The sequence below is a fragment of the Novosphingobium colocasiae genome (assembly GCF_014652555.1).
GTDB classification, from domain to species: Bacteria; Pseudomonadota; Alphaproteobacteria; order Sphingomonadales; family Sphingomonadaceae; genus Novosphingobium; species Novosphingobium colocasiae.
On sequence record NZ_BMZA01000002.1, the window covers coordinates 309807 to 332484 of the forward strand.

At 65.3% G+C, this 22678-nt stretch carries 23 protein-coding genes; 12 read left to right on the forward strand and 11 right to left on the reverse strand.

Features of this window, described 5'->3' with window-relative positions:
- Positions 1 to 6: 6 nt before the first annotated feature.
- Positions 7 to 252: an AbrB/MazE/SpoVT family DNA-binding domain-containing protein gene (locus tag IE122_RS05270; RefSeq protein ID WP_189620053.1), complete on the reverse strand. Its 246-nt coding sequence runs from the start codon at positions 250 to 252 to the stop codon at positions 7 to 9.
- Between the two features lie 76 nt (positions 253 to 328).
- Between IE122_RS05270 and trmFO the strand changes: the two genes are divergently transcribed.
- Positions 329 to 1651: a methylenetetrahydrofolate--tRNA-(uracil(54)-C(5))-methyltransferase (FADH(2)-oxidizing) TrmFO gene (trmFO, locus tag IE122_RS05275; RefSeq protein ID WP_189620054.1), complete on the forward strand. Its 1323-nt coding sequence runs from the start codon at positions 329 to 331 to the stop codon at positions 1649 to 1651.
- On the opposite strand, the gene IE122_RS05280 is transcribed toward trmFO, so the two are convergent.
- Both IE122_RS05280 and IE122_RS05285 read right to left on the reverse strand, forming a co-directional pair.
- Positions 1648 to 2178 (reverse strand): EF-hand domain-containing protein, encoded by a 531-nt coding sequence (locus IE122_RS05280; protein WP_189620055.1) that lies wholly within the window; start codon positions 2176 to 2178, stop codon positions 1648 to 1650. The two genes, trmFO and IE122_RS05280, sit on opposite strands and share 4 nt — an antisense overlap.
- Before the next feature lie 47 nt (positions 2179 to 2225).
- Positions 2226 to 2906: a hypothetical protein gene (locus tag IE122_RS05285; RefSeq protein ID WP_189620056.1), complete on the reverse strand. Its 681-nt coding sequence runs from the start codon at positions 2904 to 2906 to the stop codon at positions 2226 to 2228.
- Positions 2907 to 3084: 178 nt separating this feature from the next.
- Between IE122_RS05285 and IE122_RS05290 the strand changes: the two genes are divergently transcribed.
- The 3 genes from IE122_RS05290 to IE122_RS05300 are packed head-to-tail and all read left to right on the forward strand — an operon-like array spanning position 3085 to position 6337.
- Positions 3085 to 5064, forward strand: a complete 1980-nt coding sequence (locus IE122_RS05290) for a TadE/TadG family type IV pilus assembly protein (RefSeq protein WP_189620057.1) — start codon at positions 3085 to 3087, stop codon at positions 5062 to 5064.
- Positions 5061 to 5651 carry a TadE/TadG family type IV pilus assembly protein gene (locus tag IE122_RS05295; protein ID WP_189620058.1) on the forward strand — a complete coding sequence of 197 codons (591 nt, stop codon included), beginning with the start codon at positions 5061 to 5063 and terminating at the stop codon, positions 5649 to 5651. Before IE122_RS05290 ends, IE122_RS05295 begins: the two co-directional genes overlap by 4 nt.
- On the forward strand, positions 5642 to 6337 hold the full coding sequence (locus IE122_RS05300) for a pilus assembly protein (RefSeq protein ID WP_189620059.1): 696 nt from the start codon (positions 5642 to 5644) through the stop codon (positions 6335 to 6337). Before IE122_RS05295 ends, IE122_RS05300 begins: the two co-directional genes overlap by 10 nt.
- Positions 6338 to 6614: 277 nt before the next feature.
- On the opposite strand, the gene IE122_RS05305 is transcribed toward IE122_RS05300, so the two are convergent.
- From IE122_RS05305 to IE122_RS05315, 3 genes are all read right to left on the reverse strand, one after another.
- Positions 6615 to 7997: a pyruvate dehydrogenase complex E1 component subunit beta gene (locus IE122_RS05305; protein ID WP_189620060.1), complete on the reverse strand. Its 1383-nt coding sequence runs from the start codon at positions 7995 to 7997 to the stop codon at positions 6615 to 6617.
- Positions 7997 to 9076 (reverse strand): pyruvate dehydrogenase (acetyl-transferring) E1 component subunit alpha, encoded by a 1080-nt coding sequence (gene pdhA, locus IE122_RS05310; RefSeq protein WP_229813779.1) that lies wholly within the window; start codon positions 9074 to 9076, stop codon positions 7997 to 7999. Before pdhA ends, IE122_RS05305 begins: the two co-directional genes overlap by 1 nt.
- 117 nt (positions 9077 to 9193) lie before the next feature.
- Positions 9194 to 9541 (reverse strand): FtsB family cell division protein, encoded by a 348-nt coding sequence (locus tag IE122_RS05315; protein WP_308430406.1) that lies wholly within the window; start codon positions 9539 to 9541, stop codon positions 9194 to 9196.
- Positions 9542 to 9669: 128 nt separating this feature from the next.
- Here IE122_RS05315 and IE122_RS05320 point away from each other — a divergent pair, with 128 nt between their 5' ends.
- Complete coding sequence (locus IE122_RS05320; protein ID WP_189620061.1) at positions 9670 to 12009, forward strand: patatin-like protein; 2340 nt, start codon at positions 9670 to 9672, stop codon at positions 12007 to 12009.
- Positions 12010 to 12206: 197 nt separating this feature from the next.
- On the opposite strand, the gene dnaJ is transcribed toward IE122_RS05320, so the two are convergent.
- Both dnaJ and dnaK read right to left on the reverse strand, forming a co-directional pair.
- Entirely contained in the window at positions 12207 to 13337 is a 1131-nt protein-coding gene (gene dnaJ, locus IE122_RS05325; protein WP_189620062.1) for a molecular chaperone DnaJ, read from the reverse strand.
- 136 nt (positions 13338 to 13473) lie between these two features.
- Complete coding sequence (gene dnaK, locus IE122_RS05330) at positions 13474 to 15381, reverse strand: molecular chaperone DnaK (RefSeq protein ID WP_189620063.1); 1908 nt, start codon at positions 15379 to 15381, stop codon at positions 13474 to 13476.
- A gap of 192 nt (positions 15382 to 15573) precedes the next feature.
- Here dnaK and IE122_RS05335 point away from each other — a divergent pair, with 192 nt between their 5' ends.
- Together IE122_RS05335 and IE122_RS05340 are read left to right on the forward strand one after the other, a co-directional pair.
- Positions 15574 to 16158 carry a copper chaperone PCu(A)C gene (locus IE122_RS05335; RefSeq protein ID WP_229813781.1) on the forward strand — a complete coding sequence of 195 codons (585 nt, stop codon included), beginning with the start codon at positions 15574 to 15576 and terminating at the stop codon, positions 16156 to 16158.
- A gap of 104 nt (positions 16159 to 16262) precedes the next feature.
- Positions 16263 to 16643, forward strand: a complete 381-nt coding sequence (locus IE122_RS05340) for a hypothetical protein (protein WP_308430407.1) — start codon at positions 16263 to 16265, stop codon at positions 16641 to 16643.
- A 68-nt stretch (positions 16644 to 16711) separates the two neighbouring features.
- On the opposite strand, the gene IE122_RS05345 is transcribed toward IE122_RS05340, so the two are convergent.
- Positions 16712 to 16969, reverse strand: a complete 258-nt coding sequence (locus tag IE122_RS05345; RefSeq protein ID WP_189620064.1) for a YMGG-like glycine zipper-containing protein — start codon at positions 16967 to 16969, stop codon at positions 16712 to 16714.
- Positions 16970 to 17127: 158 nt separating this feature from the next.
- Here IE122_RS05345 and IE122_RS05350 point away from each other — a divergent pair, with 158 nt between their 5' ends.
- On the forward strand, positions 17128 to 17571 hold the full coding sequence (locus tag IE122_RS05350; RefSeq protein ID WP_189620065.1) for a hypothetical protein: 444 nt from the start codon (positions 17128 to 17130) through the stop codon (positions 17569 to 17571).
- 2 nt (positions 17572 to 17573) lie between these two features.
- Here IE122_RS05350 and grpE read toward each other — a convergent pair whose 3' ends face one another.
- Positions 17574 to 18143, reverse strand: a complete 570-nt coding sequence (gene grpE, locus IE122_RS05355; RefSeq protein ID WP_189620066.1) for a nucleotide exchange factor GrpE — start codon at positions 18141 to 18143, stop codon at positions 17574 to 17576.
- A gap of 19 nt (positions 18144 to 18162) precedes the next feature.
- On the reverse strand, positions 18163 to 19200 hold the full coding sequence (gene hrcA, locus IE122_RS05360) for a heat-inducible transcriptional repressor HrcA (RefSeq protein WP_189620067.1): 1038 nt from the start codon (positions 19198 to 19200) through the stop codon (positions 18163 to 18165).
- 85 nt (positions 19201 to 19285) lie between these two features.
- Here hrcA and rph point away from each other — a divergent pair, with 85 nt between their 5' ends.
- From rph to IE122_RS05380, 4 genes are all read left to right on the forward strand, one after another.
- Positions 19286 to 20002 (forward strand): ribonuclease PH, encoded by a 717-nt coding sequence (gene rph / locus IE122_RS05365; RefSeq protein ID WP_189620068.1) that lies wholly within the window; start codon positions 19286 to 19288, stop codon positions 20000 to 20002.
- A 112-nt stretch (positions 20003 to 20114) separates the two neighbouring features.
- The gene (gene rdgB / locus IE122_RS05370; RefSeq protein WP_189620069.1) at positions 20115 to 20744 is read left to right on the forward strand and encodes an RdgB/HAM1 family non-canonical purine NTP pyrophosphatase; all 630 of its coding nucleotides are present in this window, start codon (positions 20115 to 20117) and stop codon (positions 20742 to 20744) included.
- Positions 20728 to 22242, forward strand: coding sequence for a tetratricopeptide repeat-containing sulfotransferase family protein (locus IE122_RS05375; RefSeq protein WP_189620070.1), 1515 nt, complete (start codon positions 20728 to 20730; stop codon positions 22240 to 22242). The genes rdgB and IE122_RS05375 overlap by 17 nt, the downstream gene beginning before the upstream one ends.
- 80 nt (positions 22243 to 22322) lie before the next feature.
- The gene (locus IE122_RS05380) at positions 22323 to 22652 is read left to right on the forward strand and encodes a hypothetical protein (protein WP_189620071.1); all 330 of its coding nucleotides are present in this window, start codon (positions 22323 to 22325) and stop codon (positions 22650 to 22652) included.
- The last annotated feature ends 26 nt before the right edge of the window (positions 22653 to 22678 follow it).

The following is a 22678-nucleotide window of genomic DNA, read 5'->3' on the forward strand; positions in this document are numbered from 1 at the left end:
GACAAACTACTTCGCCAGTTCCCGCAGCGCATTGCGGTAAGCCGACATCAGCTTGCGCGCTTCGGCCATTTGATCGTCGAACTGCTCGTTGCGCGTTACAAGGGCAATACCGTCGGGCATATTAGTGACTGACAGCGTATCGCCTTGCGAAAGGCCCAGCCGGTCCAATACGTCCTTCGGCAGCACGACACCGGTCGAATTGCCGATTTTGATAAGCTTGAGCTGCTTCGTCGCTTGCGTAGGCTTGTTCATACTTGCGTTATAACATTTCCGCTTTGTGGCAGCAATGACTTGTCGCGCGAGCCCCCTCGGCGCTAACGGGCAGCCCATGACCCCTGACATCCACATTATCGGCGGCGGCCTCGCCGGGAGCGAGGCGGCCTGGCAACTGGCGCGGCGCGGGCTGCGTGTCCGCTTGTCCGAAATGCGCGGGACCGGGGAGCGCAGCCCGGCGCATCAGGGCGATGGCCTGGCCGAACTGGTGTGCTCCAATTCGTTCCGTTCCGATGACGACGAGAAGAACGCGGTCGGCCTGCTCCACCACGAGATGCGCGGATGCAATAGCCTGATCATGGCTGCAGCCGCGGTGGCGCAGGTTCCGGCCGGCTCCGCGCTGGCGGTGGATCGCGATGTGTTCTCGGCCGAGGTGGAAGCGCGGCTGTCGGCGCTCCCCAATCTGCAGATCGTGCGCGAGCGGATCGATACGCTCCCTGCCGCCGGGCTCACCGTGGTCGCCACTGGTCCGCTGACCGCAGAGGCGTTGGCGCACAGCATCGGTGCGGCGACCGGGTCCGATAGCCTGGCGTTCTTCGATGCCATCGCCCCGATCGTCTACCACGACAGCATCGATATGGACGTGTGCTGGATGGCCTCGCGCTGGGATAAGGGCGAGACCAAAGACTACATCAACTGCCCGATGAACCGGGACCAGTACCTCGCCTTCCACACCGGCCTGATCGAGGGTGAGAAGACCGCGTTCAAGGAATGGGAAGCCAATACCCCCTATTTCGACGGCTGCATGCCGATCGAGGTGATGGCCGAGCGCGGCGTCGATACCCTGCGGTTCGGGCCGATGAAGCCGGTCGGGCTGGACGATCCGCGCACCGGCCGCTGGCCGCACGCGGTGGTGCAGTTGCGGCAGGATAACAAGCTGGGCACCTTGTGGAACATGGTCGGCTTTCAGACCAAGCTCAAGCATGCCGAACAGGTGCGCCTGTTCCGGACCATACCCGGTCTGGAGAACGCCGAATTCGCGCGGCTGGGCGGGCTGCACCGCAATACCTTCCTGAATTCCCCGGTGTTGCTGGACCGCCAGTTGCGGCTCAAGACCGCGCCGCACGTCCGCTTCGCCGGGCAGATCACCGGCTGCGAAGGCTATGTCGAAAGCGCCGCCGTCGGCCTGCTGGCCGGGCTGATGACGGCTGCGGAGGCGACCGGACGCGAGTGGCAGGCTCCGCCGCGCACGTCGGCGCTCGGCGCTCTTCTCGCCCACATCACCGGCGATGCTGAGGCCGACAGCTACCAGCCGATGAACGTGAACTTCGGGCTGTTCCCGCCGCTTCACGATGTGAAGAAGAAGCAGCGCAAGGAAGCCTATACGGACCGTGCGAAAACCGACATCGCCCCCTGGCTGGCGGCGGTGCGAGCCTAGCTGCCGCCCTCATCGCTCTCCGGATCGTCGGCGTCCGGCTTGCCTGCTGCACCCTTGCGGCTGGCCGGGGCGCAACTGCATCGGGGTTTGGCTTTGGCGGGCTTGGGCGCGGTGCTGCGGAATTCCTGCGGGCTAAGCCAGCGGTCGTGATTGGCGTCGGCGGCGGCGAACTTGTCGACCGTGCGAACGGCCCACTCCTCGAACGTCAGCAGGTTGTTGCCATCCTTGTCGAGCTTGCGGAAGGCGGCAGCGCGGGCGGCGAGCATCTCGACCCGGCTGATCTTTCCGTCGCGATCGCGATCGAGCCGGCCGAAGCGGCGCTGTTCGCGGCTCTGCTCGGTCGCCCGGGGAAGGTCGGGCCCGATCATCTCTGCCGGGTCTGCGCTGGGCAGGTCTTCCGACACGACGGCGGCAAGTGCGGCCTGCGCCGGCGCGGCGCGTTCGACTGCGGCCCGGCTCTGCCACCAGAACATGCCGATCCCGGCCAGAAACAGCGCCGCCAGCGCGCCCAGAACAAAACGGTTCATCGCGTCAGCCTATGCTGCTGGTGGCGCTGCGCAAAATTACATCGCTGTCATCGGCCGATCAGGCCCACCCGCAGCGCGGTGAGCACGGCCGCCGGAGAAGTCGCGGCGGCTTCGGTGCCCTTCTCCAGCCGCCGCCTCGCCAGCGCCGAAAGGACTGCAACCGGGCGCAACGGTCGGGGTAGCCGGGGCGGCCGCGCCATTTCTGAACGGTACAGCGCCAGCGCCGCCTCACGCTCCTGCGGATGGCCGAGGCGCATGGCAAGATCGGCGCGCGCCCAGCGCCGCGCTACGGCCCGCGTATCCTCCGCTTGTGCTGCGAAGCCCAGCACGCCCGCCAGTCCGGAAAATGCAGCCGCCCGCCCCTCCGCCATGCCTGCCAGCGCATCGGCCGGGAGAGGCGCGGTTCCGGTCAGCATTTCCCAGCCATCGACCAACGCAACCAGCGGCGCATGGGCGTTCGACCAACTGCGCAGCGCCGCCAGCAACGGCTCGCCCTCGGGCCACGCGGCGGCATCCTGGCCCAGCGTCTCGCGCCACCAGGCCAGCCGCAACTGGGCCAGCATCGGCTCACGCGAATGGCGCAGCAATCCTGCCAGCCGCGCGTCGAGCGCGAGCAGCGCCAGCGTCGGCATTCTGGCGGGGTCGGGCGCATAGGCCAGCGCCAGCCGGGCTATCGGTGGCAAGGTTTCGGTCAGCCCCTGAGCGATAAAAGAAGAAGCGGAGGTCACCCCGTCTCCCTAGCCGTCCTGCCGCGCCGGGCAACCGAGAATAGCCGTGCCCGGCCATCCCGGTTGAAATACCGAGGCGACGCTACCGAATTATGTAACCAAATTAACCACGTGTGTTTGCCGAAGCGACACGGGTACGCGGCTAAGGCGATGGTCCGGAATGCAATTTTCTCGGGGCATGATGACTATCGACTTCCTCCAGACTGCCGTAGCCGCCCTTGCGCGTTTGCGCCGCAGGCTGGTTGTCGATACCGCCGGCAACACGTTCATCCTCGTCGCCGCGGCGATGCTGCCGATGCTGGCGCTGATCGGCGGCGGCATCGACATGGGCCGCAGCTACCTTTCCGAGACCCGCCTGCAACAGGCCTGCGATTCCGGCGTGCTCGCTGCACGCAAGGCGATCGGCACCACGGTGGTCAGCACCGGGATCATCCCGTCCAGCGCATCGACGATCGGCAACCGGTTCTTCAACACCAACTTTCCGTCAGGTGCCTATGGCTCGGCCAACCGCGCTTTCACCATGACGCTGGAAGAAGACTATTCCGTCTCCGGCGTCGCCAGCGCCGATGTCCCGACCACGATCATGCGCGTGTTCGGCAAGACCAACGTCCCCGTGCGGGTAAGCTGCACCGCCAAGCTCAACTTCTCGAACACCGATGTCATGATGGTGCTGGACGTCACCGGATCGATGGCGGAGACCAATCCCGGCGACAGCATGAGCCGCATCGAAAGCCTCAAAAGCACGGTCCAGGGTTTTTACAATCAGGTGATCGGCAGTGCCAGCCCCGGCGTGCGCATCCGCTTCGGCTTCGTTCCCTATTCCACCAACGTCAACGTGGGCGGCCTGCTGCACGACGATTGGGTGGTGACGAACTGGAAATACCAGTCCCGCGAATCCGTGGTGACCGGAACCAGCAACACCACCACCACCTACACGCGTAACTGGGCCTATGTCAGCGGCTCGAAGACCGGCGATCAGGTCGTCCGCACCTACGCCGGAACCTGGCATGCGACGTCGGCGACGCAGGGTTCCACCACGGTCGGCCCGAACGAACAGGTCACCACCACGCAAGGGCAAGCCGCCGGTGGCTACTATACCTGCGACACCGCGGCCCCCTCCAACACCTACACCAGCTCGGACGTGCTGCTGTCCACCGCGACCGAGCCTTTCCCCGGCCCGCCGACGGGAACCCGAACGATCGAATATCGCCGCAAGACCGAAAACGGCAGTTGGTACTGGGTCTCGCTGAGCGGATCGACCTGCACGATCTATCAATCCACCTACAACAACTACATCAACACCTATGAGAAAGTGACGGACCCGGCCACGCAGCAGATCACCCAGTGGCACTATTTCCAGATGCCCAAGGACGTCAGCAACTGGCGCAGCGAAAGCAACGGCTGCATCGAGGAACGCGATACCTACGAGATCACCGACTACAGCAACGTCAATCTCAACCAGGCGCTCGATCTCGATCTGGATACTGTGCCGAACGGGAGCTGGCGGACCCAGTGGCGTCCGGCCTATCCCGGCCTGATCTACCAGCGCGCCATCCGCTGGAACGGTTCGGGCAGCTTCAGCACTGCCGAAGTGACCACGAACGACGAATATATCGCCCCCGCCTGGGCCGGGCTTGCCGCCTGCCCCGCCGCCGCGCGCAAGCTGGCGGAGATGTCGTCGAGCGATCTGCAGTCCTATCTCAACACCCTGCAGCCCAACGGTTCGACCTATCATGACATCGGCATGATCTGGGGCGGCCGCCTGATTTCCCCCACCGGACTGTTCGCGGCCGAGAACGCCGACCTCAACGGCAACCCGACCTCGCGCAACCTCATTTTCCTCACCGATGGCGAGACCGCGCCGCTGGACGTGTCCTATTCGTCCTATGGGGCCGAGGGGATCGATCAGCGCCGGTGGTCGCCCAGCTCGCCGTTCACGCTGACCCAGACGGTGGAGAACCGCTTCACCTTTGCCTGCAACGAAGTGAAAAAGCGCAACGTCACCGTGTGGGTAATCGGGTTCGGCACCCAGATGACCGACATGCTCAAGAACTGCGCCGGCGATGGCCGCTGGTTCCAGGCCAACAACGCCGCCCAGTTAAGCGACGCCTTCAGCAGCATCGCCAAGTCGATGGGTGATCTGAGGATCAGCAAGTGAGCGCGTATCTTCCTGCACTGCGCGAGGACGAGCGCGGGGTTACGGCGGTCGAATTCGGTCTGATCGCGCCGGTATTGCTGATGTCGATGTTCGGGCTCTTCGACCTTGGTTATAATGTCTACACCGCCTCGCTGCTGGAGGGGGCGATCCAGAAGGTTGCCCGCGACTCGACCCTCGAAGGCGCTTCCGGCAAAACGACGACGCTCGACGCCAAGGTGACAACGATGGTGCGCACCATCGCCCCGCAGGCCACGGTCAGCTTCTCCCGATCGGCCTATGCGCAGTTCAGCAACGTGAAGCAGCCCGAGGATTTTACCGACGTCGACGGCAACGGCGTGTGCAACAACGGTGAATCCTTCGAGGACGCCAACGGCAACGGCACCTGGGACAGCGATCAGGCCGCTGCGGGATCGGGATCGGCCCGCGACGCGGTGCTCTATCAGGTGACCGTCACCTATCCGCGCCAGTTTCCGGTGATGAAGTTCCTCGGCATGGGCAACACCTTCTCGATGCAGGCGCGCACGATCCTGCGCAACCAGCCCTGGGACCTGACCATCAAGGCTCCCAAGGTGCTGGCATGCCCGTGACCCGCGCGACAGCCCGCCCGATCGCCCGCCTGCGCCGGCTCGGCCGCGACCGGCGCGGCGTCGCCATGGTCGAGGCGGCGCTGATCCTGCCGTTCTTCCTGGGCTTCGGGCTGTGGGGAATCGAGTTGGCGAACTATTCGCTGACCACCATGAAGGTCGGCCAGCTCGCGGTGCACCTTGCCGACAATGCCTCGCGGATCGGCGACGTATCGACGATCGACAACCGCAAGATCACCGAGGGCGATATCGACGACCTGCTGCTGGGCGCGGCACTGCAGGCCGGCCAGCGCATGAACATCTACGAAAAAGGCCGCGTCATCGTCAGCAGCCTGGAGGTCGATCCGAGCAACCGGCAGTACATCCACTGGCAGCGCTGCATGGGCAAGAAGACCGTCACGTCGAGCTATGGCGTGCAAGGTGCGGTGCTGCCGAACGGCATGGGCCCCACCGGCCGCGAGGTGATCGCCCTGCCCGGCGAAGCGGTGATCTTCGTGGAATTCCAGTATGACTATCAGCCACTGGTTTCGTCCAAGCTGATCGCTTCGACGGCGATCAAGTCGATCGCGTCGTTCACCGTGCGCAACAGCCGCGATCTTTCGCAGATATATCAGGCCGATCCCAGCGCCCCGGCCCCGGTCTATACTTGCGGCACTTATACGAACGCGTTCGCAAACCAGCTCTTTTAAGATACCGAGGTCGTTCAGGCACATGCGCCCGCGCAACCTGTTTGGGTAGCGACCCAAAAGTAGTCACCCTGAACTCGTTTCAGGGTCCATTTCTCGGTTTACCCGTCGCGGTCAGAAAGGCGCTTTCGGTACTGTTGCGCTTAGATCGTGTGGCAGCGCGGGTGGCACGATGGATGCTGAACCAAGTTCAGCATGACGTCGATTTTGCTGCCAAGCTGGGCTTAACCCGATCGCCACAGAAGAACCGGCGACCGCACACACGGCCGCCGGTACCCCGTCAGCGGTAGCAGACCTTCTTCACCGCTTCGATCACGCGCGGCACATCGATCAGCGCCGCCTTCTCCAGCTTTGCCGCATAAGGCAGCGGCACGTCTTCGTTGCACACCCGCAGGACCGGCGCGTCGAGATTGTCGAACCCTTCCTCCATGCAGATCGCGATGATCTCGGAAGCGATCGAGCAGACCGGGAAGCCTTCCTCGACGACGATCAGCCGGTTGGTCTTGGCCAGACTGTCGAGCACCGCCTGCTTGTCGAGCGGACGCAGCGTGCGCAGGTCGATCACTTCGGCCTCGATCCCCTCACCCGCCAGCGTTTCGGCTGCTTCCAGCGCCAGACCGATGCCGATCGAGTAGGAAACGATCGTCACGTCCTTGCCTTCGCGCACGGTCCGCGCCTTGCCGATCGGCAGGACGTGATCGTCCAGTTCGGGCAGTTCGAACGACCGGCCGTAGACCAACTCGTTCTCCAGGAACACCACCGGGTCCTCGCTGCGGATCGCGGCTTTGAGCAGCCCCTTGGCGTCCGATGCGTCATACGGAGCGATGACCACCAGGCCCGGCACGCTCGCATACCATGGCCCGAAGTTCTGCGAATGCTGCGCGCCCACCCTGCTTGCCGCGCCATTGGGACCGCGGAACACCACCGGGCAGCGCATCTGCCCGCCCGACATGTAGTTGGTCTTGGCGGCCGAATTGATGATGTGGTCAATCGCCTGCATCGCGAAGTTGAAGGTCATGAATTCAACGATCGGACGCAGGCCGCCCATCGCCGCGCCGGTGCCGATGCCGGCAAAGCCATATTCGGTGATCGGCGTATCGATCACCCGTTCCGGCCCGAACTCGTCGAGCAGGCCCTGGGTGACCTTGTAGGCCCCCTGATACTGCGCGACTTCTTCACCCATGACGAACACGCGGTCATCCCGGCGCATTTCCTCGGCCATGGCATCGCGCAGCGCTTCGCGCACGGTTGAGGTTTTCATGTTGGTGCCGTGAGGGATTTCCGGGTCACGCGCAGGCTCGGCCTTGGCGGCAAGCTGAGTGGTGCCGGTCTCGGGAGCGGCCTTATCAGCTTTCGGGGCCTCCGATTCTTCGGCCTTGTCCGCCTGCGCCGGAGCTTCAACAGCAGGTGCCGCCGCTTCGCCATCGCCGTTCAGCATCGCGATCACGGTGCCGACCTTCACGCCTTCGGTCCCTTCGGCGATCAGGATCTTGCCGACCGTACCTTCATCGACCGCCTCGAATTCCATCGTCGCCTTGTCGGTCTCGATCTCGGCGAGGATATCGCCGGAGGATACTTCGTCCCCTTCCTTGACCAGCCATTTGGCCAGCTTGCCTTCTTCCATCGTCGGGGAAAGCGCGGGCATCTTCAGTTCGATCGCCATCAGTAGCGCTCCACCAGCACGTCGGTATAGAGTTCGGGCAGCTCGGGCTCAGGCGAGCTTTCGGCAAAGTCCGCGGCTTCGGCGACCTGCGCGCGCACGCGCTTGTCGATCGCCTTGAGGTCAGCCTCTGCCACCCCCAGTTCGAGCAGTTCGGCCCGCGCATGGTCGATCGGATCGCGCTTTTCGCGCACTCCCTGCACTTCCTCGCGGCTGCGATACTTCGCCGGGTCGGACATCGAGTGGCCGCGATAGCGATAGGTGTTGAGTTCCATCAGCACCGGCCCGTTGCCGCCGCGCACGTGCGCCAGCGCGATCTGGGCGGCCTGGCGCACTTCGAGCACGTCCATGCCGTCCACCTGCATGCCGGGAATGCGGAAGGCGGTACCGCGCCGGTGGAAATGCGTTTCGGCAGAGGAACGGGTGACGGCGGTGCCCATCGCGTACTGGTTGTTCTCGATCACGAAGATGATCGGAAGCTGCCACAGCGCCGCCATGTTGAACGCTTCGTAGACCTGGCCCTGGTTAGCCGCACCGTCGCCGAAATAGGCCACCGCGACGCCGCCGTCCTTGCGATACTTGTGCGCGAACGCCAGCCCGGAGCCGAGCGGCACCTGCGCGCCGACGATGCCGTGCCCGCCGTAGAACTTGTGCTCCACGCTGAACATGTGCATCGATCCGCCCTTGCCCTTCGAGATGCCCGAATGGCGGCCGGTCAGTTCGGCCATGATGACCTTGGGATCGATGCCGTAAGCCAGCATGTGGCCGTGATCGCGGTATCCGGTGATGACCGAATCCTTCCCGCTTTCCAACGCCGACTGAAGGCCGACCGCGACCGCTTCCTGACCGATGTACAGGTGGCAGAACCCGCCGATCAGCCCCAGCCCGTAAAGCTGGCCGGCCTTTTCCTCGAACCGGCGGATTTGCAGCATCTGCTCGTAGAACGTCAGCAGTTCGTCCTTGGTCGCCGCATAGCGACGGTCTGCTTCGAGCTGTTCCTGAAGGCTGTGGAGGGCGAAATCCTCGTCCTCGGAATTCTGCGGTGGTGCCGCTTTCGCAGTGCCGCGCGGTGTCTTGGCCAAAATGTGCTCCCCTGGGGTAAGGATTATGCACCAGGACTATAGGAAACACATGAGCGAAACGAAAGGTGCGTAGCGGAAAATTGCCCGAAGCGAACGCAAACCGAATGGCACGCGTAATCAGTGCAGCAGCATCACCATTTCATCGGGATGCGCAAAGTTAAGTTCCTTGCGGATCAGTTCGCCCGCAAGATCGGGATCGACATGGCGCGGATCGAGCTGATTAACACGGTTGCGCAGCCGTTCGCGCTGGGCCTGAAGATTGTGCAGCGACGCCTGACGATGATCGAGCATCCGCTGGTTTTCGCCCCAGGCGATCAGCCCGCTGGGCCCGGCGATGGCTGTCACACCCATGGCGAGCAGGCAGATCAGCGCTATGGACTGAACCAGCCTTTCCTTGCCGAGTCGGGTAGAATTGCTCATCGGTGTCATCGATTTCATAGAATCACACGTGTCGATGTGACGCAAGATGTAAAAATCTCGGGACACCTCGGTTTATCTCAACCTGCCCACGCCAGTGCGCAAAAGTGGACATCCAGCTTCGTAGTTGCCCCCAACCGATTGATTTCCCGCACCTGTCGGCACATGAATGGGCGATGCGGCACAAAGAACTGCGGATCGCTCTTGTCTGCTATGGCGGCATCAGCCTTGCGGTCTACATGCACGGCGTCACCAAGGAGATCTGGAAGGTTCTGCGCGCCAGCCGGGTCTTCTGGAACGAGGCCGACGGGCAATCCGCCACCGAACCGCCCGGCCCGTCCGAAGCGGTCTATCTCTCGCTCCTGCAAAAGCTGGAAACCGACAAGCGGCTGAAGCTGCGGGTGCTGGTCGATATCCTCGCCGGGGCGAGCGCGGGCGGGATCAACGGCGTGTTCCTGGCGCAGGCGATCCATAGCGGCCAATCGCTCGAACCGCTGACCGGGATGTGGCTCGAATGCGCCGATGTCGATGTCCTGCTCGATCCCGATGCGCGGCCGTGGTCGAAAGCCGCCAAGTTCTGGGCCGCGCCGATCGTGTCCGCGCTGCTGCACCGGCCGGGCAATGCCGTGAACGCCAGCGTCGCCCCCGAAACGCGCGAGGAAGTGCGCGAAAAGCTATCCCGGCTGATCCGCTCGCGCTGGTTCGAACCGCCGTTCAGCGGCATCGGCTTTTCACGCCTCCTGTGCCGCGCCCTGACCGCGATGGCGGCAGCGCCCGCCGGTGCCCCATTGCTGCCCGACCGTCATCCGATCGACCTGTCGGTCACCGCCACCGATTTCAAAGGCCATGCCCAGACCCTGCGCCTGCATTCGCCGGGGATCGTCGTTGAAAGCGAGCACCGCCTGCCGATCCGCTTCACCGCCCGCCACCGCCGGGCCGACACTGCGGACCAACTCGGCACGATCCCCGAACTGGTGTTCGCGGCGCGGGCCACCGCCAGCTTTCCCGGCGCTTTCCCGCCGCTCGAAATCGCCGAGATCGATCGACTAACCGCAGAAGCCGCGATACCCTGGCCGCAACGCGACGGCTTCCTGCAGCGAATCATGCCCGAACACGCCCGCGCCGATGCCCTCGCCTCCGTCGCGCTGATCGACGGGTCGGTGCTGGTCAACGCGCCGTTCTCGGATGCGATGTCCGTGCTGCGCAACCGACCCGCGGCGCGCGAGGTCGATCGCCGCTTCGTCTACATCGATCCGACTCCCGAACGCGGGCGCAATGCCCAGCCCACGGCAGCTCGCGCACCGGGGTTCTTCCCGGTCATCTTCGGCTCGCTCTCGGGCATTCCGCGTGAACAGCCGATCCGCGACAATCTCGAAGTGCTGGAGCGCCGTTCGCGCGAAGTGGCACGCCTGCGCAGCATCCTCGAAGCGCTGCGCCCCGATGTCGATGCGGCGGTGGAACGCCTGTTCGGCGGGGCCTTTTTCCTCGACTGGCCGACGCCCCGCCGCATTGCCGCCTGGCGCGCGCGGGCGCAGCAGCAGGCGTGGGAACAGGCGGGCTTTGCCTATCAGGGCTATGCGCAGGTCAAGTTTTCGGGCGTGGTATCGGCGCTGGCCAGGCTGGCGTTCGAGGCTGCCCCGCCGCACGACGGACTGAACCCCGAAGGCATCGCCCAGCGTCTGCACGCCTGGCTGGCGGCATCGGGGCTTGATCGCCTGCGCGATCTGAAGGGGCCGTCCTCTGCTGGGATGGCGGCGTTTCTGCGGGCGCACGATCTCGATTTCCGCATCCGCCGCCTGCGCCTGCTGGCACGCCGGGTGACGCAGGACTGGGAGGACGAGCCCGGTGTGACCGACGCGGATCGCGACGAAGCGCGCGAGCGCATCTATGCGATGCTGGCCGTCTATCTGGCGCTGGAGCCGGCGGCAGGACTGGCCATCGATCTGACCGCGCCCGCCTCAAGCGTGATGGATGATCCCGGCGCATTTCTGGACCAGGTCGCCGCCGCTCGCGCGCTGGTAGAGCATGATGCCGAGATCGATGCGCGGCTGTGCGAGGCGCTGGCGATCATGCCGCCGCCGCTGCGCCGCCGCGTCCTGCTGACGTTCCTCGGCTTCCCGTTCTACGATACCGCCACCCTGCCCCTGTTCCGTGGCGAGGGTTTCAACGAGTTCGATCCGGTCAAGGTCGATCGCATCAGTCCGCAGGATTGCAACGCCATCCGCCCCGGCAAGGCCGCCGAAGCGCTGCGCGGGACTGAATTCTACAATTTCGGCGCATTCTTCAGCCGCGCCTATCGCGAAAACGATTACCTGTGGGGTCGGCTGCAAGGGGCGGAACGGATGATCGACCTCATCGCCTCGACGCTCGATCCCGTCCACGCGCTGAGCGCTGCGGAAACGATGGCGTTCAAGAAGGCCGCCTTCCTCGCCATTCTGGAAGAGGAAGAAGGCAACCTGCGCACTGACCCCGCGCTGGTCGCGGGGATCAGGGGCGAGGTGGAGGCGATGGGGTAATCTAGCAAGGGCAGGACCCGTTAGAATGCCGTGCGTTTAATCGACATCAGAAGTTCCGTTCGTATCGAGCGAAGTCGAGATACGTGAGCGCAGGGCAAGAGTGTCTCGACTTCGCTCGACACGAACGGAGGTTGATTCAGATTTCGCGGCTCACAAATACGATCGGGGCATCTGATTGAGCTTGACCGCCCTCGCCATTACTCCGTCAAGTCGTTCCACACATCCTTGATCCGGTCGAAGAAGCCCTTGGACTGCGGGCACTCGTCACCGGTTTCGGTATCCTGCAATTCGCGCAGCAATTCCTTCTGGCGGGCGGTGAGGCGAGTCGGCGTTTCGACCTGTATTTCGATCACCATGTCGCCGCGGCCCCGGCCCTGCAGCACCGGCATCCCGGCCCCGCGCTTGCGCAATTGCTTGCCCGACTGGATGCCGGCCGGAATATCAAGCTGGATTGCCTGCCCGTCGATGCCGGGCATCTCGATCGATCCGCCGAGCGCCGCCGTGGTGAACGTGATCGGCACCCGCGTCAGCAGGGTCGTCCCGTCACGCTCGAATACCTTGTGGCGGCGGACGTGAAGGAAAATGTAAAGGTCGCCCGAGGGCGCGCCGTGCGGGCCCGCCTCGCCCTTGCCCGAAAGCCGGATGCGGGTGCCCGAATCGACGCCGGGCGGGATCGTCACTTCCAGCGTCTGCGGCCGATCCACGCGGCCCTCGCCGCCGCAGGCGCGGCACGGCCGTTCGATCACCTCGCCCCGGCCGTGGCAGGTGGGGCAGGCACGCTCGACGACGAAGAAACCCTGCTGGGCTCGGACCTTGCCGTGGCCGTTACAGGTGCCACAGCGCGAACGGCCGGTGCCCGGTTCGGACCCCGACCCGGAACACGGCTCGCAGGTTTGCGAGACTTCGATGGTGATTTCGGTGTCCTTGCCATGGAACGCCTCGTCCAGGCTGACTTCCATGTCATAGCGCAAGTCCGCGCCGCGCCGCGCCTGCTGGCGGCCGCCGCCGCCAAAGGCGCTGCCGAAGATCGATTCGAAGATATCACCGATGTCGCCGAATTCGGCGCCCATCCCGCCTTGGCCACCACCGCCCATGCCCTGCTGGAACGCGGCATGGCCGAAGCGGTCATAAGCGGCGCGCTTCTGCGGGTCCTTGAGACAATCGTATGCCTCGTTGATCTGCTTGAAGCGGCTTTCGGAATCCTTGCAGCCCGGATTCTTGTCCGGGTGATAGCGCATGGCGAGCCGGCGGTAGGACGACTTGAGCGTCTTGTCGTCAGCAGTGCGCTCGACTTCGAGCAGTTCGTAATAGTCGATTTCAGTGCTCAAGTGCTCATCCCCAATAAACCCTCGTCACCCCCGCGAAGGCGGGGGCCCATCTCATACCGTTCCGTTCATCGCAGGTCGGAAGATGGGTTCCCGCCTTCGCGGGAATGACGATCATGGTTTATCTCCGTTGGCTGGATCAGCCCTTGTTATCGTCGACTTCCGAGAACTCGGCGTCGACCACGTCTTCGTCACCGGCCGGTGCGGCACCCGGCGAACCGGCGCTGGCCTGTTCCTTCTCGTAGATCGCCTGGCCCATCTTCATCGCCACCTGGGTCAGCGCCTGCGCCTTGTCGTTGATCGCGGTGGTATCGCCACCCTCGATCGCCGACTTGGCTTCGGCAATCGCGGCCTCGACTTCGGACTTGAGCGCGGCGTCGATCTTGTCGCCATGCTCGGCAAGCTGCTGTTCGGTCGCATGGACAAGACTGTCGGCGTTATTGCGCGCTTCCGCGCCCTCGCGCCGCTTCTTGTCTTCCTCGGCGAACTTCTCGGCATCGCGGACCATCTGGTCGATGTCGGAATCCGACAGACCGCCAGAGGCCTGGATGCGGATCTGCTGCTCCTTGCCGGTGCCCTTGTCCTTGGCCGAAACGTTGACGATGCCGTTCGCATCGATATCGAACGTCACCTCGATCTGCGGGACGCCGCGGCGTGCGGCCGGGATTCCGACGAGGTCGAACTGGCCCAGCAGCTTGTTGTCCTGCGCCATCTCGCGCTCGCCCTGGAACACGCGGATCGTCACCGCCTGCTGGTTGTCCTCGGCGGTCGAGTAGACTTGGCTCTTCTTGGTCGGGATCGTGGTGTTGCGATCGATCATGCGGGTCATGATGCCGCCTAGAGTCTCGATCCCCAGCGACAGCGGAGTCACGTCGAGCAGCAGCACGTCCTTGACATCGCCCTGGAGAACGCCGGCCTGGATCGCCGCGCCCATGGCGACGACTTCGTCCGGGTTCACGCCGGTGTGCGGTTCCTTGCCGAAGAACTGCTTCACGACTTCGCGCACCTTGGGCATGCGGGTCATGCCGCCGACCAGAACCACTTCATCGATGTCCGAAGCCGACACGCCGGCATCGGCCAGCGCCTTCTTGCACGGTTCGATAGTGCGCTTGATCAGGTCGTCGACCATCTTTTCGAGGTCGGCGCGGGTCACCGTCTCGACGAGGTGCAGCGGCGTGGTGGCGCCGCCTTCCATGCGCGCGGTGATGAACGGCAGGTTGATCTCGGTCGAAGCGGTGCTCGACAGTTCGATCTTCGCCTTTTCGGCCGCTTCCTTGAGCCGCTGCAGGGCCAGCTTGTCAGTGCGCAAGTCCATGTTTTCCTTGGACTTGAACTTGTCGGCCAGCCACTCGACAACCTTCGTGTCGAAATCTTCGCCGCCCAGGAAGGTATCGCCGTTGGTCGACTTCACCTCGAACACGCCGTCGCCGATCTCGAGGATCGAAACGTCGAAGGTGCCGCCGCCGAGGTCGTAGACCGCGATGGTCTTGCCGTCCTGCTTCTCCAGCCCGTAGGCGAGCGCGGCAGCGGTCGGTTCGTTGATGATGCGCAGCACTTCGAGCCCGGCGATCTGGCCGGCGTCCTTGGTCGCCTGGCGCTGGGCGTCGTTGAAGTAGGCGGGAACGGTGATGACCGCCTGGGTAACCGTTTCACCCAGATACGATTCGGCCGTTTCCTTCATCTTCTGCAGGGTGAAGGCGCTGATCTGCGACGGGCTGTAATCCTCACCGCCGGCTTCGACCCAGGCGTCACCGTTCTTGCCCTTGGTGATGGTGTAAGGGACAAGCTCGGTGTCCTTCTTGGTCACCGGGTCGTCAAAGCGGCGGCCGATCAGGCGCTTTACCGCGAAAATCGTGTTGTTGGGGTTGGTCACCGCCTGGCGCTTGGCCGGCTGGCCGATCAGCCGCTCACCATCCTTGGTGAAGGCGACGATCGACGGCGTGGTGCGCGCGCCTTCCGAATTCTCGATGACCTTGGGCTTGCCCCCGTCCATCACGGCCACACAGCTATTGGTGGTGCCGAGGTCGATACCGATTACTTTTGCCATTAATCCTGTTCCTTGCGTCCTGCTGTGACACCGCGCGGATCGCCTCCCCCATGCGAGGCAAGGCGGCTTGGCGGCTCGGTGACGTTCAAGTCGTCGAGGCGCATATAGGAGCGGTTTTGCTTGGAACAAGACCGTTCAGGTGGCATGACGCGGGCGAATTCGGGACAGATATTTGCCGAGGAAGGATAGCCTGTGAACAACCTGTGGAAACCGCGGCGGACCGCGCCTTTCGCCCTGTCGCTGGCGGCTGCGCTCACGCTGGCCGCCTGCAGCAAGACGCCCGAGGCGACCGATAGCGGTGCAGCCACTGCCGCGCCGGACACCACGCCGGTTGCCGGACCCGATGCCAAGCCGGGCATTGCCGTGAGCGACGGCAAGCTGGTGCTGCCGGCCGTTCCCGGGCGGCCGGGGGTGGTCTATTTCACCGTCCGCAACGGTGGCCCCGGCGCGGCGACGCTGGCCGGCGTCGATGTCAGCGGCGCAGGCCGGGCCGAAATCCACAAGACCGATGGCGGCACGATGAGCGCGGTCAAGGAACTGCAACTGGAACCGGGCGCGGATGTGACGTTCGCACCGGGCGGCCTGCATGTGATGGTGTTCGACCTCGATCCCAAGCTCAAGAGCGGCGGCGCGGCCGAACTGACCCTGACCTTCGCAGATGGCGACAAGGCTTCGTTGCCGCTGACAGTTTCGGCGATGGGCGAAGACAGCGGCGGCATGGCCGGCCATGACATGAGCGGCCACGACATGGGCAGCATGGAAGGCATGACCCACTGACCGATCGGAAGACAAGCTGCCCGGCGGGCAAGGAACGCGCCCTGACGGCGGGGGAGCGTTGGCTGGTCGGCGAGGTGTTCGGGGCGGCGGTGGATTGCGATCCGGTGCGGATTCGCCGTCGCCGCTGGTTTCCGCTGCAACCGGTGCGCACGGTGATGGCCCCGTGCGGCCACCTGCACTTCCACCCCGCCTCGCCGCTATACCACGATGATTTCGCGGACGCCGGTCTGGGCGCGCAGGGGCTGTTCATCCACGAAATGGTTCACGTCTGGCAGGCGCAGACGCGCGGGCGCTATTATCTGCCGCTCATGCGCCATCCGTGGAGCCGTTATGACTATGCGCTGCGGCCCGGCTGGGCGCTGCAGCGATACGGCATCGAACAGCAGGCTGAAATCGTCCGCCATGTCTTCCTGATGCAGCGCGGCGTGACGATCCCCGGCGCGCCGCCGCTGGCCAGCTATGCGGGCATCCTGCCGTTTCCCTGATCCGGACAACGAAACGGCCGGACATCGCGACGATGGCCGGCCGTAGCGTCGTTAGCAAGTGCCGTTGATCAGCAATCGCGGTCCCAGTAGCGGCGGCCGTCGCGGTCATAGCGGTAGCAGCCATCATGCTTCTTGGCGGTCGATCCGGCGACGGCACCGGCCGCCGCGCCGATCGCGGCACCCGTACCAACATCGCCGCCGGTCACTGCACCGATACCAGCGCCCAGCGCGCCGCCAGCGAGGGCGCCTTCACCGGCATAGTTGCTGGCGCAGCCGGCCACGCTGAAGGCGGCGGCTGCGGCGAGGGGAAGAATAAGCTTGCGCATGAGGTATCTCCGAAGGGCTTGTATGCCCGGATCAACGGCGCAACGGGCCCCATGTTCCCCTTTTCGCAACGATCCATCTCTTGACGACCACCGCTCGACCGCCACTCGGTCCGTAGCCGTTTAACCGGGCGGCAGGAAAATCGCGGTAGAGAACGGGCATGAACGCCCCGACTCCGATCAAGCCGTCAACCGGAACAGACGCCTTTCACCGTCAAAGGAGCCGCTGCATCGACGCCTTCGCGACGGCCGAGGCTGCCGTCGTCCGCTTGCTCTACCAGTTCGGAGAAATCGGCGGCACCAAGCCTATTGCGGCGAAGTGTGCTGCTCTGGGTTTGGTGAAGGCTTCGCCGACATACACCAAGCAGCGCAAGCTGGCGATCGAAAAGCTATTGACCGCGCTGGAAGAGTTTCTGCCCACCCGCGCAGATATGGCACATAGCCGAATGCAGATCATCGATTTGGACGGAGTCAAGCACGCGCGCTTCGTCAACAGCGCGGCGACCGTTTTGCCCTTCCCGCCGTGCCGATTGCTGAGCTTTGATCAGATGCGGGAGCTGACCCGGCGTGTCGAGGACATCGCCGGGCAACTCGAAACAGCGTAGCCTCAGTCCGGCTTCTTCGCCACTGCCACCATTGCCGGGCGCAGCAGGCGGTCCTTGATCATGTAGCCGGCCTGGAGTTCCTGGATGACCGTGCCCGGCTCGGCATCGGCCGAGGGCATTTCGATCATCGCCTGGTGCTGGTTGGGGTCAAGCGGCAGGCCCATCGCGGCGATGCGGGTGATGCCGTGGCTGGCGAAGACCTTCTCGATCTCGCGCCCGGTCGCCTCGATGCCGGCGACGAGGTTCTTCATCTTGTCATCCTCGCGCAGGTCCGCCGGGATCGACGACAGCGCGCGCGCCAGGTTGTCGGATACCGACAGGATATCGCGGGCAAAACTGGTCGCGGCATACGTGCGGGTATCGGCGATGTCCTTTTCCAGCCGGCGGCGCACGTTCTGGGTTTCGGCGCGGGCATAGAGCATGTCCTGCTTCGCGATCTCCAGTTCCTCGCGCAGCCGCGCGACTTCATCGCCCGGCTTTTCGATCAGGTCTTCCGGCACGCCCCTGAGTTCCTCGGCCACCGCCGCGTCCACGGCCTTGTCTTCTGATGGCTGCGTCTTGTCGTCAGTCATGTCTGTCTTGTTTTCCAGCTTATCGGATGAGTTTGCCCAGGCTGCGGGCTGTGAAATCCACCATGGGGACGACGCGCGCATAATTCAACCGCGTCGGCCCGATCACCCCCACCACGCCGACCACCCTGCCCTCGCGGTCGCGATAGGGCGAGGCGATGACCGACGAGCCAGACAGCGCGAACAGCCGGTTCTCCGAACCGATGAAAATGCGCGTCGATTCCGCCTCGCGCGCCATGTCGAGCAGGTCGGCGACGGATTGCTTGTTCTCCAGATCGTCCAGCAGGGAGCGCACCCGTTCAAGGTCGGAGATCGCCGTCTCGTCCAGCAGGTTGGCCTGGCCGCGCACGATCAGCACCGGCCGGTGCAGCGTGTCCTGCGTCCACACCGCCAGCCCGCGTTCCACCAGATCCCGGCTCGCCGCATCGAGCGCGGTCCGTCCTGAGGCGATCGCCGCCCGCATCGCCCGCCCGGCTTCGGACAGCGTGCGCCCGCCGAGGTGCGCGGAGATATAGTTCGATGCTTCCTCCAGCGCGCCGGGCGGCAGGTCCGGCGGCAGGTCCAGCACCCGGTTCTCCACCGCACCATCCTCGCCCACCAGCACCGCCAGTGCCCGGCCGGGGGCCAGCGGCACCAGTTGCAGATGAACCAGTCGCGGCTCGCGCCGGGGCACCATGACCACGCCCGCGCCGGACGAAAGACTGGAGAGCAGCGCACTCGTCGCCTCCAGCGCCGCCTCCACCGGCCCCGGCGCGGCGATCCGCTGCTCAATCACGGCGCGCTCTTCCGCTGTCGGCTCGGCCACCTGCATGATCCCGTCCACGAACAGGCGCAGGCCCGCCTCAGTTGGCAGCCGCCCGGCGCTGGTATGCGGCGCGGCCAGCAGCCCCAGCCCTTCCAGATCGGCCAGTACTGACCGGATCGACGCCGAAGACAGCCCCATCCCCGCCGTCAGCGCCTTGGACCCCATCGGCGTCCCGTTTTCGAGATAGCCTTCGACGACGAGCCGGAAAATCTCGCGCGCGCGACTGGTCAGTTCGGTGATGGGTGGTGTGGGCATATGCCCTGCAATTTAGGCAAAGCCCTTGCGGTCACAAGCCTGATCGGCGAAAGCGCCGCGCATAACCCACGTTCAAGGAAATCCCATGCGACCTTCCGGCCGCGCGCCCGACGAGATGCGCGTTATCGACATCCAGACCGGTTTCACCAAGCACGCGGAAGGTTCGGTGCTCGTTTCCTTCGGCGATACGCGGGTGCTGGTCACCGCTTCGGTCGAGGAAAAGGTCCCGCCGTTCCTGCGCGGCAAGGGCGAAGGCTGGGTTACAGCGGAGTATTCCATGCTGCCCCGCGCCACTCACACGCGCGGTTCGCGTGAAGCCGCCAAGGGCAAGCAATCGGGCCGCACGCAGGAAATCCAGCGTCTGATCGGCCGTTCGTTGCGCGCCGTGGTTGATATGAAGAAGCTGGGCGAACGCCAGATCGTCCTCGATTGCGACGTGATCCAGGCCGATGGCGGGACCCGCACCGCCTCGATCTCGGGCGCCTGGGTCGCGCTGCGTCTCGCGGTCGACAAGCTGATCGCCGAGGGCAAGATCAAGGACGATCCGATCCAGGCCCGCGTCGCCGCGATCTCCTGCGGCATCTGCGATGGCACCCCGGTGCTTGATCTCGATTATATCGAGGACAGCTCTGCCGATGCCGATGCCAACTTCGTGCTGATCGAAGGCGGCCAGATCGCCGAAGTGCAGGCCACCGCCGAAGGCGCGACTTATGACGAAGAAGGCCTCCTGCGTCTCCTCCGCCTCGCCCGCATCGGCTGCGAGCGCGTGTTCGCGGCGCAGGGTGCCGCGACCGGGCGGTGATCCGGAGGCCCACCCCCAGCCCCTCCCGCGAGCGGGAGGGGAGCGAGGCTTGTGAGCGCAGCGAACCAGCCGCAGCGGGGTGGGCTGGTGCGCCCTTCGCGGGAATGACGACGTGTTGACGGGTAAACTGGTCATCGCCACCCACAACGCGGGCAAGCTGAAGGAAATTTCGGCCCTGCTCGCGCCTTATGGCGTGGATTGCGTTTCCGCCGGGGAACTGGGCCTGCCGGAACCCGAAGAGACGGGCACCACCTTTGTCGAGAACGCGCTTCTCAAAGCCCATGCGGCGGCGCGGGCAGCGAACCTGCCGGCGCTGGCAGACGATTCCGGGCTTTCCGTTGCTGCACTGGGTGGCCGGCCGGGGGTCTATACCGCCGACTGGGCAGAGCGGCAGCCGTTCGAAGGCCCGCCGGGGCGCGACTGGTTCATGGCGATGGGCAAGGTCGAAGGGCTGCTGTGCGGCCTCGGCCGCCAAGTGGATCGGTCCTGCTGGTTTTCCTGCGTACTGGCGATCGCCTGGCCCGACGGAACCGAGGCAGTCTACGAAGGACGGGTGGACGGCACCTTCCACTGGCCCCCGCGCGGCGATCGCGGCTTCGGGTATGATCCGGTGTTCGTCCCCCACGGCCGAACCGAGACGTTCGCCGAAATCGATCCTGTCGAAAAGCAGGCCATCAGCCATCGCGCCGATGCCTTCGCCAAGCTTGTGGCCGGCCAGTTCGGCGATGCCCGCAACGATTGATCCGCGCCGCGCCGGGCAGGACGCCTTGCGCGCAGGGCGGCTGGGCGAGGCGGTGGGCTATCTGCGGCGCGTGCTTGCCGATAGGCCGGGCGATGCCTCCGCGCGCATCTGGCTGGGGCAGGCGCTCTGCGCCGGCGGGCACACGTTCGAAGGCTGCACTGCTTTGCGCGATGGCGGCATCCTGCTGTGCGAAACCGCGCCGGACAGCGCCTTACCGATTGCCGCACTGCTTCAGCAACAGGGCGATGCTGCAGGCTCGCTCGCCGTCGCCGATCGCGTGGCAGCCCTGCGGCCCGCCAGCCTGCAGGCACAGATGCTCATCGCCACCGCGGCCGCACAGACCGGCGCTCCCGAGCGCGCGCTGGTGGCTCTGGAAATAGCGCGGGGCCTCGCCCCCGCCACCGCCGCGCGCGATGTGCTGGCCGCCAGTGTCGAGAGCGACATGGGCCGCGCTGCGGACGCGCTGGCGCGGTTGGACGGGATCGATCCGGCGGTCATCACCCCGATCGACGCCTTCCGCATTGCCAAGGAACGCGCCCGCGCGCTCGACCGTCTGGGCCGGGCGGACGAAGCCTTCGCCGAGATCGCGCGTGGCGCGGCGCTCTGCGATGCCCTCCCCGAATACCGCGCGGCCGACCGCGCGCTGGTGCCCGCGATCCTCGCCGCCGACGCGGCGGCTTTCGACGCTGCCATGGTCCGGCGCTGGCGGGACGAACCCCCGGCGGATGACGGCTGGGCCCCGCTGTTCGTGATCGGATTCCTGCGCTCCGGCACGACCCTGATGCAGCAGATCCTCGCCACCGATCCGCAAGTCCGGGTGGCGGATGAGGAGCCGGTCCTGTCGGGCGTGATACAGGCGTTCCAGGCGGGCAGTCCCGGCAGTCCGCAGACCCGCATCGCCCGGCTGGACAATCTGGACCGCCCCGCCCGCGCCGCGCTGCGGGCCCGCTACCGGGCCATTGCGGAAATGCGCACCGGCCCGCTGGGCACCGAACGGCTGGTCGACAAGTTCACGCTCAACGCGATCGACCTGCCGCTGATTCTGCGGCTCTTCCCCGAAGCGCCGATCCGCTTCATGGTCCGCGATCCGCGCGACGCCTGCATTTCGGCGTGCCTGCAACTGATGCCGCCCGGCCCCTCCACCGTGCACATGCTGCGGCTTGCCGACGCTGCGCGCTTCCATGCGGCAATCAGCGCACAGTGGCACCGGCATCGCGATGCGCTGGGCCTGCACTACTGCGAAGTGCGCTACGAAGCGCTCGTGGCCGATCTGGAGGGCACGATGCGCCGCGCACTGGCCGGCACTGGAATAGGCTGGCGCGATGCCATGCACCATTTCCACCAGGCATCGCCCGGCCAGACCATCGCCTCACCCAGCCGGGCGCAGGTCCGCCAGCCGCTCACCACCGCCAAGGTCGCCCACTGGCAGCGTTATGGCCGCCATATCGCCCCGGTCGCCCATATTTTCGAACCCGCGCTGGACGACTGGGGCTATTGATCCCGTTGCCGCTTGCTGATCGAGGACAGCCGATGCTCCGCCGCCCCATTGGGTCTTACCGGCCCCTTATTGCCGCCCTGTTGATCCTGCCGCTCGGCGGATGCGAGCGGATCGACATGTTGGAAGTGACCGTGCGCACCGATCAGGACATCGCGATATCGCTGCCCTCGGGCCGCTGCATTGACAGTCTTGAGATCGGCGGCATGCAGATGCGCCGCACCGTGGCGTGGCGGATAGAGCGCGATCCGGCGCTCAAGGCACCCTGCACAACCCACGTCGTCTTCCCGCAAGTGCCGCCCGGTTTCAAGAACCCCTATTCGGCCGACAAGCTGCCCGAGGGCTCGTACCAGATCGCCGGGATGGCGGGGAACTATGCCCTGGCGGGGCATTTCGACCTGCCCGCGCGCTGACCGGGGCTTGACTTCGCCGCTGCAAG

Coding starts and splice junctions, on each gene's coding strand:
- IE122_RS05305 (WP_189620060.1), bottom strand. CDS start 7,997: ATGGCGATCGAACTGAAGATGCCCGCGCTTTCCCCGACGATGGAAGAA.
- IE122_RS05320 (WP_189620061.1), top strand. CDS start 9,670: ATGCGGCACAAAGAACTGCGGATCGCTCTTGTCTGCTATGGCGGCATC.
- IE122_RS05300 (WP_189620059.1), top strand. CDS start 5,642: ATGCCCGTGACCCGCGCGACAGCCCGCCCGATCGCCCGCCTGCGCCGG.
- IE122_RS05290 (WP_189620057.1), top strand. CDS start 3,085: ATGATGACTATCGACTTCCTCCAGACTGCCGTAGCCGCCCTTGCGCGT.
- IE122_RS05270 (WP_189620053.1), bottom strand. CDS start 252: ATGAACAAGCCTACGCAAGCGACGAAGCAGCTCAAGCTTATCAAAATC.
- hrcA (WP_189620067.1), bottom strand. CDS start 19,200: ATGCCCACACCACCCATCACCGAACTGACCAGTCGCGCGCGCGAGATT.
- IE122_RS05350 (WP_189620065.1), top strand. CDS start 17,128: ATGAACGCCCCGACTCCGATCAAGCCGTCAACCGGAACAGACGCCTTT.
- rph (WP_189620068.1), top strand. CDS start 19,286: ATGCGACCTTCCGGCCGCGCGCCCGACGAGATGCGCGTTATCGACATC.
- dnaK (WP_189620063.1), bottom strand. CDS start 15,381: ATGGCAAAAGTAATCGGTATCGACCTCGGCACCACCAATAGCTGTGTG.
- IE122_RS05280 (WP_189620055.1), bottom strand. CDS start 2,178: ATGAACCGTTTTGTTCTGGGCGCGCTGGCGGCGCTGTTTCTGGCCGGG.
- trmFO (WP_189620054.1), top strand. CDS start 329: ATGACCCCTGACATCCACATTATCGGCGGCGGCCTCGCCGGGAGCGAG.
- IE122_RS05345 (WP_189620064.1), bottom strand. CDS start 16,969: ATGCGCAAGCTTATTCTTCCCCTCGCCGCAGCCGCCGCCTTCAGCGTG.
- grpE (WP_189620066.1), bottom strand. CDS start 18,143: ATGACTGACGACAAGACGCAGCCATCAGAAGACAAGGCCGTGGACGCG.
- IE122_RS05375 (WP_189620070.1), top strand. CDS start 20,728: ATGCCCGCAACGATTGATCCGCGCCGCGCCGGGCAGGACGCCTTGCGC.